Source organism: Lederbergia graminis (genome assembly GCF_042655485.1).
In the GTDB taxonomy this organism is placed as follows: domain Bacteria; phylum Bacillota; class Bacilli; order Bacillales; family Bacillaceae_C; genus Lederbergia; species Lederbergia graminis.
Map to the genome: position 1 here is coordinate 124063 of NZ_JBHSMC010000003.1, position 16745 is coordinate 140807.

Below are 16745 nucleotides of genomic sequence, written 5' to 3' on the forward strand. Positions count from 1 at the left end.
ACGGGGGATATAATGAAGAAGATAAAAATAATATTATTAGGCCTAATCTTAATATTATCCCTAGGTTCACCAGCTGTATTTGCTGAAGATAAAACGGCAACAGGGGATAATGTACTCAGATATGAAGGGGAAGTTTATTATGATGGGGTTATTAATAACGACGGATTAACAGCTGATTTACAACCAAAAGAAAAAATTGAATTCTCTGTTGGAGATCATGATTCATTTGCAGATGGGCAATATGAGTTGTCGATATTAAGTACTGGGAACAGAACAGCTTATAATATTGAAGTGAATGGGGAAGCTGTTGGAACTGTTTCACGTATTGATACTGGTTTTGATTTGGGAACAATCACATTAGACCCACTGCAAGAGGTATACTTAAATCTCAATGCTGGAGATGTTATAAGTATTCTTGCACCAGATGATGGTACATATGGGTGGCTCGATGCAGTTAACCTGAAATATGTTTCTGAATATGATCCAAGTGCTCCTGCAGTAGTCTCCATACCAGATTATGTACGTTATACGATTGAAGCCGAAACGGGTGCATTTGATTCAGAAGAACAGGTTGGAATGGGAATTGTCAATGAGGATAATCAATATATTACTAATTTAGAAAAAGTCACAGCATCTTATACAATTCCAGCGGAGCTTAAAAAAGCTAAATATAACATGACAATACGCTATGTTAGTGAAACAACTGAAAAACACTTAAAAGTCACAGTTGAGGATATTAGCAAACAAATTAAATGGTATTATACAGGACAATGGGACTGGTCAGCAGCTAAATTTTTAGAAGTTGGAACATGGGATTTAAATCCAGGTGATGTGATTTCAATAAAGGGAGTTGAGTCTGATGCTTATATTCAAGTAGATTCTATAACTCTTACATCTACTACAGATATTGTAGGTGAAGAACCAGGCAATGAAACCGGCGATGAACCAGGTGAAGAGCCAGGCGATGAACCAGGTGAAGAGCCAGGCGAAGAACCAGGCGATGAAACTGGCGAAGAACCAGGCGATGAAACTGGCGAAGAACCAGGCGATGAAACTGGCGAAGAACCAGGCGATGAAACTGGCGAAGAACCAGGCGATGAAACTGGTGAGGAACCAGGCGATGAAACTGGTGAGGAACCAAGTGATGAAACCGGCGAGGAACCAGATGATAAAGCTGGTGATAAATCAGAAAATGAAGGAACTGACCTTAAGGACGAATCGGATAATTCTGTAGAAAACCCAAAAACAGGCGATACTGCAATTTCAGGATTTGTTAGTTTGGCAGGTTTAGCGTTAGCAGGTTGTGCTGGTTTAGTTTTTTACAGAAAAAGAATGTTACATTAATCTAAAAAAAGATGCAGTCATAAAAATGTAAATGGCTGCATCTTTTTTCTAGAGGTGGGATATATAGTGAAAAATAATAAGTGGGAACTGAAAAGAATAATTTTCTATTTAGGGATATCTCTTTGTATTGGGATTTTTATTTTTTCAATCTTTAATATAGGAAAGTATATGGTAGCAAGCGCTGAAAATAAAAATACAAATAAAGAAATCCAAGAAACCTTCTATCAACATAAAGAACCAATCGCTCATGAAACGAAAGAAGAAATAATTCTAGAAACAAATCAAGCTGAAGAGGATTCCTTGGTAACGCGGGAAGAAAAAGATGAGTCAACGGTAGCCTATAAAGAAATATCACAGCATTTTGAACCATTACTTGAAATTAATGAGGAGACGGTTGGCTGGATTAAAATTGATAACACTGTTATTGATTACCCTGTTGTCCAAGCAAAAGATAATGATTATTACTTAGATCACAATTTCCAAAAAGAAAAAAGCAGTGCAGGTGCCTTATTCTTAGATTACCGTAATTCGATTGATGATTTGGATCAGAATACAATTATATATGGTCATCATATGAAGGATGGTTCGATGTTTAAAGGCCTAGTGAAATATAGAAACCCGGACTTCTATAAAGCGAATCGTACCATTACATTTGAGACTTTATACAGGGAAATGAAATGGGAAATTTTCGCTGTTTATATTACAGACACAGATTTTAATTATATCAATCCGAATTTTAAGGATGGAGATGAGTTTCAAGGGTTCTTGCAAAAAGTCGAAGAAAAATCACAATACGAATTAGATACAAGTATTGAATATGATGATAAGATACTAACACTATCGACTTGTGATTATGATTTTGATGATGCCCGCCTTGTTGTGCAAGCAAAATTAATAGCAGAATAATAAGTAATAAAAAGCATTGGATTGTGAACTGCCCCCCTGTCAAGGTAGACAGGGGCAGTTCATTGATCGTTCGATGCTTTTTATTTTTAGGAAATTCATAGAGGTATGGTGAAGTTTATTAACAGGACAGTGTCTGAATTTACTATATATGGCTTCAGTCATATTCCTTCAAAACCTTGTGGACTATAATTTATGTAAGCACTTTTATACACGTGGGAAAGGGGGAGGAGCGAAGTGATACAAAGAAGAATGATTATTACTATACTGTCTATATGTATAGTGTTATTACTTATCAGTCTAGGTATATATAAATTTACATTTGATAAGAAAAAAGAGACAGATGCTATGGAGAAATCAACAGTTAGCACGGAAGAACTAGTCCATTCACCAGACGGAAAAGTAGGTTTAATATTTAGACTTTCAAGTAATGGAACCCCGCAATATGAAGTTTCCTTTAATGGAACAAATGTAATTGAACCCTCTCAGTTAGGTTTTCAATTAAGAAATCAGGAACCGCTTCAGCAAAATTTTGAAATAATAAATACATCTATAGAAGAATTTGAAGAAACATGGGAGCCGGTATGGGGAGAAAAGCAATCTGTTGAAAATCATTATAAACAATTAACGGTCCATTTGCAGGAAAAGGATACACCAAACCGAAAAATGGATGTAGAATTCAGAGTGTTTAATGATGGTGTCGGTTTTAGATACATACTACCAAAGCAGGAAAACCTAAGTGGGGTACTACAAATTACCTCGGAAGACACAGAATTCAAATTAGCCGATAATAATACATCCTGGTGGATTCCAAAGGACTGGGATAGCTATGAATATAATTATGAGCAAACTCCATTAAATGAGGTATTTGAGGTTCACACTCCATTCACTATGAAAACACCAGAGGGCATTCATATAACTATTCATGAAGCTGCACTTGTTGATTATGCAGGAATGGCATTAAAAAGGAGCGGGAAAAACACACTAACATCTATTTTGGCTCCTTGGCCAAATAGTGAGGTGAAAGTTATAAAAGAATCCTATCCTGTCATTACGCCATGGAGAACGATTCAAATCGGAGAGAATGCAGGAGCATTAGTAGAATCGGATTTGATAGAAAATCTTAATGATCCCAATGTATTGGCGGATACATCCTGGATCACACCAATGAAGTATGTCGGTATATGGTGGGAAATGCATATCGATAAGTCAACTTGGGCATCTGGAGATAAGCATGGTGCTACAACCGAAAATGCTAAGAGATATATTGATTTTGCCCATCAGTACTTAGATAGCAAACAGCAAGACATAGGACTACTTGTGGAAGGTTGGAATATTGGCTGGGACGGTAATTGGATGGATAATGGCCATTTATTCGATTTTACGAAGGCATATCCGGATTTTGATTTAGAAGAAGTAGTTCAATATGGAAAAGAGCGCGGTGTTCATTATATTGCTCACAACGAAACATCTGGGGATATCATCAATTATGAAACGCAAATGGATGAAGCTTACTCACTCTATGAAAACTTAGGAATAAGTGCAATAAAAAGTGGCTATGTTGCCGATTATGGTATGAAAAATCCAGAAGGATACCATCACCACGGTCAATATATGGTAAACCATTACCTGCACACGATAAAAAAAGCTGCCGAGCATAAAATAATGCTGAATATTCATGAGCCGATTAAAAGTACTGGTTTAGTCCGTACATACCCGAATTGGGTAAGTAGCGAAGGTGTGATGGGAATGGAGTATAATGCTTGGAGTGCAGGGCATTATCTTTCACATCTAACAACCTTGCCATTTACAAGGATGATGGCAGGACCAATCGATTACACACCAGGTATTTTTGATGTAGAAATCGCGGGCAGGGAGGAACGTGTTCCTTCGACTCGAGCCCAACAGCTAGCACTATATGTAATTATCACAAGCGGCGCTCAGATGGTTACAGACCTACCAGAAAACTATTTGGATGCACAAGGTGAAATTTTACCAGAATTTAAATTTATTAAAGATGTCCCTGTGACCTGGGATGATATTATCGTACCGAATGCCGAGATTGGTAATTATGTAACGATTGTCCGTCGTAGTGGCGAAGAGTGGTATATTGGTAGTATCACAGATGAAGAGACAAGGGAAATAACGATTCCACTCGGCTTCTTGGAAAACGACCAGCAATATGTTGCGGAAATTTACTCCGATGGTGAAGAGGCACACTGGGCAAAGAATCCTACTCCAGTTGATCTGACAAAAGTAATAGTGAATAGTGAAGATACACTAATTGCTTCTCTTGCTGCTGGGGGAGGGCAAGCTGTTAGAATTTACCCCGCTACAGAGGAGGAACAAGCTGTAATTCCGCAGTATTCACGACCTAATGTAAAGATCACTTTCACTGAATTACCAACAACTATACAAGCCAATGATGTACTAGATATTCACATTACCGTTGAAAACGATGGAAATGTTTTAGCTAGCAAAAAGGTAGAAATGCAAATAGATGATGAAACCGTTGTAGAGGAGACTATTAGAATTGCACCTCAAACTCAAAAAGAAGTGCAATTAATCTATGATAAACTCTTTGAGTTAGGGGATTACTCCATAAAAATTAATAACGAAATCAAAAACATCAAAGTTACGGAGAAAGAACCATCATTTGAATATAGTGATTTCCAATTGGAGGCCGCATCCAATACGATCATTGCTACGGCTACAGTAAAAAATCTTGGCAGTTCAACTGGCTCTGTCGATGTTCCCTTATACATTAATGGAGAACAAGTAGAAACGCAAACCGTAGAAGTGCATGCAAAAGCAGGGGGAGGAACAAAAACAGTAAGGTTTTCATATAAACTTCCTACAGATATAGGCATCTATGAAGTTTCTATTGGCAATCACGAGCCTGTTATTGTTGCATTACCAGTGATTAACTTGTCCGGAAATTGGTTGTTTAAACAAGGGGACGCTCCAAAGTGGAAAGATATGGAGTTTGATGATAGTGACTGGTCTTCGGTAACACTGCCTTCATCTTGGGAAACTCATTCCCAGTATACAGCTGATAATGTATATGGTTGGTATCGGAAAAAAATCCATATTCCAATAGAGTGGAACGGGTATTCATTAAAGATAACCCTAGGAAAAATTGATGATGTTGATGTAACTTATTTTAATGGAGAGAAAATTGGTCAATCCGGGGTCTTTCCTTCTGGAAATAATGGGGAAGGCATGGAAACGGCATGGGAAAAAGTACGGGAATATGTAATCCCTGCTTCTGCTATAAAATTTGGTGAAGAGAATATAATTAGTATACGCGTATTTGACGGTACTGGAGGCGGTGGACTTTACGAAGGACCACTTAACTCCATTGAACTTATAAAGTGAAGTAATTACCTACCGTCTTAGTATGATGATAATCCCCATTTCAATGATGGGGATTATTTCGTTAGTATGTTATTATAATAATATTATTGAAGATTCTTACAGCAAGATAGGGAAAATATAGTCTAGGAGAAAGATGAATGACTAAACAATTACGTAAAGGAAATAAAGACCTAATAAAGGAATTAAATAGATCACTTGTAATTAATCAAATTCGCCTAAATGGGCCCATTTCACGTACAACCCTTGCTAAAAATACAAACCTAGGTTTATCTACCATTACTAACATTGTAGATTCATTAATATCGGAATCATATGTAAATGAAGTAGGAGCAGGATCATCTAATGGTGGCAGGAAACCAATCCTATTAAAATTTAATGAGAATATTGGTTCCGTTATTGGAATAAAAATTGAGCCAAAGCAAATTATTATGGCGATTGCGGATTTTAATGCGAAAATTATGCGGAAAATTTCCTTTGATTTAGAAGGGAATATTACAAAAAAAGCAATGTTGAGTAAAATAATCGATAAAATGGAAAGTTTATTAAGCACTCTGGACAAGGAACAAAAACTAAATGGGATTGGAATTGCCATTTCAGGAATAGTAAATCCTTCTAAAAAAATCCTTGATTATTCTCCTATTCTTAATTGGAAGGATATTGATTTTCAACCATTAGAAAAACATTTTAATGTTCCTGTTTTGATAGATAATGATGCAAACGTTTTCTCTTTGGCCCACCTTTGGGATGGAGTTGGTAAAGTGTATAACCACTACATCGGAGTCACTTTTGGGGTTGGTATTGGAGCTGGAATTGTCATTAATAGAACGTTATTCCGTGGAAATTACGGTGGTGCTGGTGAATTTGGACATATGATAATAGAAAGAAATGGAAAGCGCTGTTACTGTGGCCAAAACGGATGTCTAGAAATGTATACTTCTGATCAATATCTTATTCAAGAGGCAGCAGATTTACATCTTGCCAATACAGATGTTGATTCAATTAATATAGATACACTCTATGTTGCGGCAGAAAATGGGAACAAAGATATTCAACAACTCCTTATAAAACAGGGGAAAAATCTAGGAGTAGGGCTGAAAAGTGTCATTAACTTTTTAAACCCAGAAGCAATCATACTTGGAGGTGAAGGGCTCAGAGGAATGCCATATGTGAAGGATGGGATATTACAAGAGGTAGAAAATAATTTCTTTTCCGGTTATGAGAAAAAAATAAATGTCCATATTTCAGATTTAGGTGATGATGTGTGGTTAATTGGTGCTTGCGCACTTGTGCTAGAGGAGATTTTTACATCACCAATATACAAGTAGTAGTAAAAGAGTATTACCGATTGAATTTGAATTTGAGAGGAAAAGGGGAGATACCCAGTGCAAATGAATTTAGTGAAACATCTCGTTGATAAAGTGAAGGAAAATATTCAGCAAGTCATCATTGGCAAAGACGAAACGATTGATCATATAATGGTCGCACTTATTTCTTCAGGACATATTTTGTTGGAGGATGTTCCGGGAACAGGGAAGACGTTATTAGCAAAATCGCTGGCACAATCATTAGATTGTACATATAAACGCATACAGTTTACTCCTGATTTACTACCTTCTGATGTAACTGGTATTAACTTCTATAGTCAGAAGGAATCTGAATTTGTATTTCGACCAGGTCCAATTTTTTCTAATATCGTTTTAGCGGATGAAATTAATCGAGCTACACCTAGAACGCAGTCGAGCCTCTTAGAATGTATGGAAGAAAGACAGACAACCATTGATGGTGAAACACATACATTAGAAAATCCGTTTATAGTCATCGCAACGCAAAATCCACTAGAAAGCCAAGGCACTTTCCCACTCCCAGAAGCACAGCTAGATCGTTTTTTGTTAAAAATAAATATGGGTTATCCCAACAAAGAAGAAGGAATTGCTATTTTAAAGCGATTTAAGGGAAAAAATCCTCTTCATCAATTAGAGGCAGTTGCAACTAAAGAAGAAATTGTAGAGGCACAACAAATTTATTCACACGTTTTTATAAGTGATGATATGTATGAATATGTAATGGATATCATTGAAAAGACACGTAATCATGATGATATCGAACTTGGGGTTAGTCCACGTGGTAGCCAAGCATTGCTGAAGACCATTCAAGTTCATGCCTTAATAAAAGGAAGAGAATTTGTCACTCCAGATGATGTGAAAGCAATGGTGAAACCAGTACTTGGACACCGAATCATCCTATCACATGCAAAACGAGTAAGAGAAAATCAGATTGCTGCAATTTTAGACGGAATTATCAAAGATGTCCGGGTTCCTACAGAAGAATTATCTGGGAAAGGACTCTCATAATTTATGAATATCGCATGGTTTATCTTTACTACGTTTGTGGTGATAGGTATTCAAAGTTTCGTCTTTGGGAAATGGGGATTAAGGAAGGTCGAGTATAATCGCTCTTTTAGTGAACGGGCTGTTTTTGAAGGGGAAGTTGTAGAAATGATTGACGAAGTTTCTAATCCCAAATTGCTCCCTGTTCCATGGTTGCGACTTGAATCAAAGATTGACCCGAGCTTACAATTTCATCAATCTGCTGCGCTAGATAATGAGATTAATAGTAATGCATTTCATCGCACTTTATTTAGCTTAATGCCGTATCAAAAAGTTACTCGTAGACAGAAGCTAACATGTACGAAACGTGGATTTTACCAGTTCCAGACCGTTTCGCTTTCAACAGGAGATATATTTGGTATTGATAAAACATTTACAAGTGTGGATTCGACAGCAGAAATCATTGTATACCCTCCACTTATAAAGCAAGAGGATTTACCATTACCTGCCCACAGTTGGTTAGGTGAGGTGATTGCCAAAAGGTGGATTATCGATGATCCATTTTTAACAGCTGGTGTTCGTGATTATGCGAGTGGAGATCCACTAAATTCTATTAATTGGAAATCAACTGCAAGAACGAATAGATTACAAGTTACGAAAAAGGATTTTTCTGCAGACCATCACATTATGATTTATTTAAACTTTAATCAAACAGAAGACATATGGCGTCCCATTGTCGACGAAGCATCAATGGAAGAAACGATTTCCTATGCTGCTTCCATCACTCAATATGCCATATCCAAAGGAATCCATATTGGGTTTGGATGTAATTCGTACATTGATAAAGATGACAAACAAGCAATCAGTATTGATCCAGCCAATGGAAAACAACAACTGACGTATCTATTAGAAACAATGGCGAAGTTAAAAATAGGTACGAGTACGTACTTTGACTATTTTCTCCAAGCCGAAGTAGATAAACAAATAGAAGGCACGGATATACTCATTATCTCCAACATTATGACGGAGAAGATGGAGGAGCTTTGTAAGAAATTAGAGGCGAATGGAAATTCTGTTGAGGTTCATTCCCTCCATCAAGATGTTTTATATAAAAGAGCAGGTTAGGAAGGGGGAAGGGAAATGCAGTTTACCAGAAAAATAGCGTTAGACATTGTGCGTGGTTTTGTGGAATACCTTTTATTCTTTCCTATCATCCTTTTAATAGGTACGTTTCTCCTTCCAAAAGAAGCTATCATGTTATGGCTTCCTATTGTATTCGGAGTTTTTTCATTTGGAATGATGGTGAAAAATATCTTACCAATGAATTGGTCTATTTATCCTTTGCTCGCAATAATCATAGGGATTATTCCAAGCTATATGTTAGCGGATAACCTAGTTTTTTTATTCCTACTCATCATTCTGCATTCTATCGTAGCTTATAGAGGAATGTTGTATGCAAGTCGCAATTGGGATAGTTTATTACCAATTTCTTATTTATGGTTAATGGCTTTTATTATTTATTTTATCTGTTACTTTATCTTTCACTTCGTCGATCGGCTATTAATATATGAAAATATCGTCTCCACATGTGGAGTAGTTGCAGTCGTTATTACGTTGTTCATTACGAATACAGAGACACTGAAAGCATCCTCCCTATCAAAAGAGGAAAACCCATATGTGAGCAGTGGTGTGAAAAGACATAATCGCTTGTTATTCATCATTACAGTTATTATTGCCATTCTATTGACAACGGGTACCATCATTCGTGATACTATTTGGAATACCATTAGAACTATTTTGAAATGGCTTTTCGGCCAATCGACTAGCGAGGGTGAGATACCTCCAATGGAATCACCCCCAGGAAACCCACTTTTGCCTGGTATGCAGGAACCAGCGAAACAATCAGCAATTATGAAATTTCTAGAAACAGTGATGCTTTATTTCGTCTATATTTGCTTAATTGTGCTTGTAGTATTTGTCTTATTGTTAATGATCAAAAGAAGTCGTCTGTGGCTAAAAAGGATGTTTTTAAAATTTATTGCCTTTTTAAAACAAATAGGTAATCGAGCTCATTTTCAGAAAGAAGACGGCTATTATACAGATGAAAAAGAAAGCGTATTTGATTGGGACGAGTGGAAAAAGGCTCAGCAGGAAAAAGTAGCGAACCTCGTTGGGAAAATATTTAAACGGGAGCGGGACTGGAATTCGTTAAATATGCAAGAAAAGGTACGCTATATATATCGCAATTACTTGAGTAACCAACAAGGTATTGCCATTCAACCTGCAAGTACACCACGTGAAATATTAAGTGAACTACGATCGCTGTTACCTGACGATAAAGAACGGATTGAATTGTTAATGGATTCCTATGAAAAAACAAGATACGGAGAACGGGATATTGATGAGAAGACGATGAATGAGATTTATCTATTAATAAAGAATGGAGATAAAAAGTGAGTAAAGCCAAGTTTTATAATACAATGATGCCACTCATGCTTATTATTGGCATCATTCTATTAATCTATCTTCCAGACAATCAAAGATATTATGTGTTTTTCATACCTGTCCTATATTGGATCCTGTATTATTTTAATATATGGATAGTGAAGAAAAGAAAACATAAATAGCACCGTTTTAGAGAAGAGGAGGTTTTGAAATTGCTATACGACAGACAAAATAAAACGATTAAGACGAACAGATTATTACTTCGACTATTTGATAAATCAGATGCTGAAGCAGTTACAAACCTTTGTAATAACTATAATATTTTTATCAACACTTTGTACTTACCATATCCTTATACTCTTCATCATGCTTTAACATGGATAGAGCATCATTACGACAATTTTATTGCAGGCAAAGCATACGAATTTGCCGTAACCGATAAAGAAACGGGAGAAATTTATGGAGCGGTTGCCCTATCTCATAACCACTCGTTTCATCAAGGAGAAATCGGTTATTGGATAGGGGAAGCCTATTGGGGAAATGGTTTCGCGACAGAAGCTGCGCAAGCTATTGTTCAATTTGCTTTTGAGGAAAAAAACTACCATAAAGTGTTTGCTCGTTATTTCGCATCCAATCCAGCTTCCGGGAGGGTTTTGCAAAAAATCGGGATGCAGCAAGAAGGTGTTTTACGGGATCATGTAATGAAAGAAAATCGATTTGAGGACCTAGTGTATTACGGAATTTTGAAAAACGAGATGGAGGCTATCACATAATGATAGCCTAATAGTGTAGGTGAAAACATGATTATTTGGGTAAATGGAGCGTTTGGTGCAGGAAAAACACAAACATCATACGAGTTACATAGAAGAATCCCTAATTCTTTTGTTTATGATCCAGAAAATGTGGGGTTTTTTATTAGAAAGTATTTTCCGAAAGAAATTCACAAGAATGACTTTCAAGATTTCAGTGCATGGCGAGAGGGGAATTATACCTTCTTAAAATATATTGCCAATGAATATGATGGAATTATCATAGTGCCAATGACAATTGTGAACCCACAATATTTTGAAGAGATTGTAGGTAGATTAAGAGTTGATGGCACTATCGTGAACCATTTTGTCCTCTGGGCCTCGAAGGAAACATTGAAAAAAAGATTACGCAGTAGGGGAGAAAGAAAAAATTCATGGGGCGAACAACAAATAGATCGGTGTTTGCAAGGATTATCAGACGATGTTTTTGAAAAGAAAATACATACAGATGATATGACGATTGAGCAAGTAGCGGAAACAATTGCAGAAATGTCAGGCATCACTTTACTGCCAGACAACAGGAGTAACCTTCGCAAAAAGATAGATAGAATTAAAACGCAACTACAACACTTTCGATTATGAGGGCAAAAGGGGGATCATCATGGATATGGACGCTAAACTATTACAATTTTATCTAGACATGAAAAGCCCGGAAGCTGGTCCATGGAATAGCTCACCACAATGTTTACATACAGAAGTAGTTACGAGAGATTATATAAGAAAAACATTTCCAGTGACTGAGGGAATGCAAGTGTTTAATGTTGGCATCGGTACTGGTGATTGGGACGATTATCTAGGCTACTGGTTAAACGGTAGAGGACAATTAACTTCCATTGAAATCGACGAGGAAATATGTGAATTATTTACCTATCGTCAAAAGCGAGAAGGACATCCTAATCCAGCTACTATTATCTGTAAAAGCATCTTTGACCCTAGTTTACCAAAGGAAGAATTTGATCTTATCACCCTGATTGGTTCCGCTATTAACGAGGTAGGTGAATTTACTAGATGTCTAGATGCATGTTTTCGCTTATTAAAACGGGGTGGATATATCATGTTCATGGCAAATATAAAATACTCGCCTATTGAAATGCTTCAGGAATACATAAGCAATACAAATTATACGTTAGAAAAACAAGACTTATATGATGAGTTTCCGGAATATCCTTTTTATATATGTAAGTTGAGGAAGTGAGGGGTAATCTTTGTGATAAAGGCAAGGTTAGCTGATGAACTTCTATTAAATAGAGGGGTATATCTAAGGGATAAAGGATATAAAATAGATCACCATAAAATCGAGTATACACAAAACAGGAATTTTGTTTTTTATCATTACACAAGGGAGGAAAGGCTCGACCAAGTTTTGAATGATGGACTTTATGCATACCGGCCAGTTGCTTGTCCAAAACCTCCTGAGGAATTTAAAGACTGCTATTTAGTTGAGGGATTTCTGGAACCATTCCCCAGATGGCTAAAAGACCATATTTATTTTGGTGATTTGGGGATGGAGCTAGTTAAACAATATGTAGGTAATGTGCTCTTACGTATTGAGATTCCAGTAGAGTTTGCAAATGATTATATCGCGGATTATGCCCATATATTGGAATGTAAACACTTAGGTATGAAAGGAACTTCCCCATTGCAACTAGGATACGATTGCAGTACAGGGTACGAAACTACACAAGGTTATGTCAATTCTTATATTGAAGTAAAGGATTATAAAGGTGGACATATTGCTCCAGTTGTCCAATTTTTGCGTAAACACCAAGGAGTAACAGTTCCTAGTAAGTATATTAACATATCAGAAATTCAACCATTCATTTAAATTAATTAGGCAGCACTAGATTGGAGGATGTGCTATGGATACAAAAATGCATAACAGCATTGCTTGGGATAAGAAAGTGGAAGAGGGATCAGCGTATACTCTACCTGTAAACAGTGAAATTATTGAAAGAAGTAAACGTGGGGACTGGGAGATTTACCTAACGACTAAAAAACCTGTTCCAAGAGATTGGTTTCCGACATCTTTAGATGGAGTGAAAATTCTTTGTTTAGCATCTGGTGGGGGACAACAAGGTCCGGTTCTTGCAGCAGCAGGAGCAGATGTAACGGTGATTGATTTATCGAAGAAACAATTGCAACAAGATGAAATGGTTGCAGAACGCGAGGGATTAACAGTAAAAACGGTCTTTGGCGACATGGCAGATCTTAATATGTTTGAAGATGAATATTTTGATATGATTATTCATCCTGTCTCAAATTTATTTGTACAAGATGTTCTTCCTGTTTGGAAAGAAGCAGCCCGTGTATTAAAAAATAAAGGGATATTAATTTCTGGTTTTACAAATCCACTATTATGGCTTTTTGATGAAACGTTGGAGGAAAAAGGTATTCTTGAAGTGAAGCACTCGATTCCATCTTCGACATTGGATCATTTGCCAGCAGATGAGGTGCAAAACCATCTGGATTCTGAGCAAACAATTGAATATGCTCATACTTTGGAGGACCAAATCCAAGGCCAAATCGATGCGGGTTTTGTCATAACAGGCTTTTATGAAGATGATTTCGGTGGAACGAGGATAATAGATAAACATATTAAAACATTCATTGCTACTAGAGCGGTGAAGATGAAGGTAGATTAGCATAAGAAAAACAGGTGCATACAACCATTCGGGATGTGTGCACCTTTTTATTTTAGAGAAAGCTAGAATATGTAAATGGAATTTTATGATATTGAAAGGCATTTAATATTAATTTTATGGAGGGATTTGATGGTTTTAAGGAAGCTTCTAGGTTTTGTATTAACTACTCTCTTAACTGGATTAATTCTTAACTTTTTTGTAGTAATAGTGGATGGTTATGAAACGTTATTTGCTGGATTTGGTCTTCTTCTTATAGGCACGGCTCCGTTTATCCTATTTTTAGGAATACCTGTATCTATTTTATCTGACTATAAAACAAAATATGTAAATGAAAAACAACGATATAAAAATTCATTTTTGTTTCATGTTATCTTTGGTCTAATAATTGGGTTAGTGTTATCTTACATTTTTGAGCATTTACTATTTGTTCTTATAACATTCATATCTGCTTTCCTATTTTGGATAGTGGATGAAATCTTAAGGAAAAAAATGTTTAACGAACAGATGAAGTCATAACAGCAGATACTGCTATATATAATATGAAAACGAAGTGTCTTAAATTAGAGGACAATTTAACTATATGAAGAAATAAGATATAGAGAAAGGTTGTGATACCTTTTTTATTGGAGGGAATAATGATGAAAAAAACGGCATTATTGCTTGTGTTACTATTTTTTATCTCTTCAACCACTGTAGTTGCCCTAAGTTGGGCGTATCCATTTGTTGTTTGGAATGGAAATGTATATAAGGTGTTAGATGAATCCGTAATAGAGGATGAAATTGGAAAGAAGATTGGTAAGGTCAAAACGAAACCGAATGACATGAGTGGAAGGTACTATGGTGATGCTTCAAATGCATATCCAAGAGGTACAAAATATTTTGAAATAAAAGGAATCTCTAATGAAGAGGCAATCGCTGTAGAAGTGGATGATAATCAATGGAAAAAGGCAGTTTTTGTTCATGAAGCACCTTTTCATTGGATGAATATAGTGACAAAATACATAATTCCTGTTATTGGAGTAGTTATTGTCGCAATCCTTGTAGCAATCATTGTATTACTTTATAGAGGGAGGAAAGAAGCCAATTCATGAAATAAAAGGCACTAAAACTGCATATGTAAGGAGCATTTCTAACCATTAGGAATGCTCCTTTTTTATTGCTTAAGAGCAATTATATATCTAAAAAGAATATTTATTTATTGTAAAACGATAAATATGTTGTTATAATCAATATGAAAATAATTTGATGAGGTGCTTTTTATGAAACATGGTTCAACACTCTTTTTAAAAATAGCAGTTTTTCTTATGGGAGTATCAGTTTTAGCATTAAGTATATTACTTTTAGTTGATGTGGTGAAAAATCCGGCAAATCCAGATTATGCTCACATACTCTATCCGATTGTAATTGGTTTGTTTACTTCCGTTATTCCTTTCTTTGTGGCACTATATCAGGCCTTTAAGCTGTTAAATTACATTGACAGAAACGAGGCATTTTCAGAACGGTCAGTAAAACACCTGAAAAATATTAAAGTCTGTGCAATTATCATCGGTAGTTTGTATACGGTAATTTTGCCATTCGTATTTCTTTTAGCACAACTAGACGATGCGCCAGGTCTTGTCATTGTCGGAATGGTTCCTATTTTTGCTTCCATCGTAATCGCGGTCTTTGCTGCAGTTCTCCAAAAGCTTTTACAAGAAGCAATTAACTTCAAAATTGAAAATGATTTAACGGTCTAGAGGTGATAACAATGGGGATTATTATAAATATTGATGTGATGTTGGCAAAAAGGAAAATGAGTGTCACGGAGCTATCGGAAAAAGTAGGGATTACAATGGCTAATCTTTCTATCTTAAAGAATGGGAAGGCAAAAGCAATCCGATTGTCAACCCTCGCCGCTATTTGTAAGGCGTTAGATTGTCAACCAGGGGATATCCTCGAATACCGAGCGGAAGTAGATGACTAATTGTTATTCCCTGCAGGAATGTTGATTTATTACGATGATGAAGAAAATAAGGAGTGTACCTATGACTTCAACTATTCAAAACGAAGTGAGACTTACTTCCAATCCTATTGTCAAAAGAATCCTACAACTTTTTCATTTTGGTTGGGAGCAAGCATTATCATGTATATTTCCAGTCGTCGTATTTGCTTCCTTGGCTATTACGAAGATGATTCCACTTCCATTCTTACCGCGATATGATTGGTTGCTAATAATCTTTTTGTTAATGCAATGGTGGATGTTGAAATCCGGTCTTGAAACACGCGACGAATTAAAAGTAATCACTTTATTCCACCTCATTGGGCTAGGACTCGAAATTTTTAAAGTCCATATGGGATCATGGTCTTATCCAGAAGAAGGATATATGAAAATCTTTGGAGTTCCTTTGTATAGTGGATTCATGTATGCAAGTGTAGCAAGTTATCTTTGTCAGGCTTGGAGAAGGTTACATGTAGAATTAGTAAAATGGCCACCTTTTATTTTAGTTGTACCTCTTGCAGCAGCTATATATTTGAATTTTTTTACTCACCACTTTTGGATTGATATACGTTATTGGCTAGCGGGACTTGTCCTGATAGTCTTTTGGAAATCTTGGGTTAAGTATGAAGTTAACGGAATTACTTATCGCATGCCAATCGCACTTTCATTCGTACTTATTGGCTTTTTCGTTTGGATAGCAGAAAATATTGCCACTTTTTTTGGTGCATGGCAATATCCAAATCAAGCCGATACATGGCAACTAGTGCACATAGGGAAAGTGAGTTCTTGGGTATTACTTGTAATCGTTAGCTTTCTAATTGTAGCAACATTGAAGCTTGTGAAACAGAAAAATAAATTAGAATTTAGGCATTTAGATAATACGCTAGGAAAGGAATAGAATCATGAAAAAACTTTCTTT

Annotated in this window: 17 protein-coding genes; all 17 read left to right on the plus strand. The window is 36.2% G+C overall.

Annotated elements, in window-relative coordinates:
- The first annotated feature begins 12 nt into the window (after window positions 1-12).
- The 17 genes from ACFPM4_RS05095 to ACFPM4_RS05175 all read left to right on the plus strand — a co-directional run bounded on the left by ACFPM4_RS05095 (window position 13) and on the right by ACFPM4_RS05175 (window position 16724).
- On the plus strand, window positions 13-1344 hold the full coding sequence (locus ACFPM4_RS05095; protein WP_382348522.1) for an LPXTG cell wall anchor domain-containing protein: 1332 nt from the start codon (window positions 13-15) through the stop codon (window positions 1342-1344).
- A gap of 66 nt (window positions 1345-1410) precedes the next feature.
- Complete coding sequence (gene srtB, locus ACFPM4_RS05100) at window positions 1411-2250, plus strand: class B sortase (protein ID WP_382348525.1); 840 nt, start codon at window positions 1411-1413, stop codon at window positions 2248-2250.
- A 234-nt stretch (window positions 2251-2484) separates the two neighbouring features.
- Window positions 2485-5625, plus strand: a complete 3141-nt coding sequence (locus tag ACFPM4_RS05105; RefSeq protein WP_382348528.1) for a glycoside hydrolase family 97 N-terminal domain-containing protein — start codon at window positions 2485-2487, stop codon at window positions 5623-5625.
- Window positions 5626-5762: 137 nt separating this feature from the next.
- A complete protein-coding gene (locus ACFPM4_RS05110; protein WP_382348531.1) occupies window positions 5763-6950 on the plus strand; it encodes an ROK family protein in 1188 nt (395 codons plus the stop codon).
- A 63-nt stretch (window positions 6951-7013) separates the two neighbouring features.
- Window positions 7014-7976: an AAA family ATPase gene (locus ACFPM4_RS05115; RefSeq protein WP_382348929.1), complete on the plus strand. Its 963-nt coding sequence runs from the start codon at window positions 7014-7016 to the stop codon at window positions 7974-7976.
- A 3-nt stretch (window positions 7977-7979) separates the two neighbouring features.
- Complete coding sequence (locus ACFPM4_RS05120) at window positions 7980-9077, plus strand: DUF58 domain-containing protein (protein WP_382348534.1); 1098 nt, start codon at window positions 7980-7982, stop codon at window positions 9075-9077.
- Between the two features lie 15 nt (window positions 9078-9092).
- Window positions 9093-10409, plus strand: coding sequence for a DUF4129 domain-containing protein (locus ACFPM4_RS05125; RefSeq protein WP_382348537.1), 1317 nt, complete (start codon window positions 9093-9095; stop codon window positions 10407-10409).
- A gap of 200 nt (window positions 10410-10609) precedes the next feature.
- Window positions 10610-11170, plus strand: a complete 561-nt coding sequence (locus ACFPM4_RS05130; protein ID WP_382348540.1) for a GNAT family N-acetyltransferase — start codon at window positions 10610-10612, stop codon at window positions 11168-11170.
- Window positions 11171-11197: 27 nt separating this feature from the next.
- Window positions 11198-11788, plus strand: a complete 591-nt coding sequence (locus tag ACFPM4_RS05135; RefSeq protein ID WP_382348543.1) for an AAA family ATPase — start codon at window positions 11198-11200, stop codon at window positions 11786-11788.
- Window positions 11789-11807: 19 nt separating this feature from the next.
- Window positions 11808-12401, plus strand: coding sequence for a class I SAM-dependent methyltransferase (locus ACFPM4_RS05140; protein WP_382348546.1), 594 nt, complete (start codon window positions 11808-11810; stop codon window positions 12399-12401).
- Between the two features lie 12 nt (window positions 12402-12413).
- Entirely contained in the window at window positions 12414-13031 is a 618-nt protein-coding gene (locus ACFPM4_RS05145; RefSeq protein ID WP_382348549.1) for a hypothetical protein, read from the plus strand.
- A gap of 34 nt (window positions 13032-13065) precedes the next feature.
- A complete protein-coding gene (locus ACFPM4_RS05150) occupies window positions 13066-13848 on the plus strand; it encodes a class I SAM-dependent methyltransferase (RefSeq protein WP_382348552.1) in 783 nt (260 codons plus the stop codon).
- Window positions 13849-13977: 129 nt separating this feature from the next.
- Entirely contained in the window at window positions 13978-14364 is a 387-nt protein-coding gene (locus tag ACFPM4_RS05155) for a hypothetical protein (RefSeq protein WP_382348555.1), read from the plus strand.
- Window positions 14365-14483: 119 nt separating this feature from the next.
- A complete protein-coding gene (locus ACFPM4_RS05160) occupies window positions 14484-14939 on the plus strand; it encodes a hypothetical protein (RefSeq protein WP_382348558.1) in 456 nt (151 codons plus the stop codon).
- A gap of 168 nt (window positions 14940-15107) precedes the next feature.
- Complete coding sequence (locus ACFPM4_RS05165; RefSeq protein ID WP_382348561.1) at window positions 15108-15584, plus strand: DUF2975 domain-containing protein; 477 nt, start codon at window positions 15108-15110, stop codon at window positions 15582-15584.
- A gap of 11 nt (window positions 15585-15595) precedes the next feature.
- The gene (locus ACFPM4_RS05170) at window positions 15596-15811 is read left to right on the plus strand and encodes a helix-turn-helix domain-containing protein (RefSeq protein WP_382348564.1); all 216 of its coding nucleotides are present in this window, start codon (window positions 15596-15598) and stop codon (window positions 15809-15811) included.
- A gap of 61 nt (window positions 15812-15872) precedes the next feature.
- The gene (locus tag ACFPM4_RS05175) at window positions 15873-16724 is read left to right on the plus strand and encodes a DUF817 domain-containing protein (RefSeq protein WP_382348567.1); all 852 of its coding nucleotides are present in this window, start codon (window positions 15873-15875) and stop codon (window positions 16722-16724) included.
- The last annotated feature ends 21 nt before the right edge of the window (window positions 16725-16745 follow it).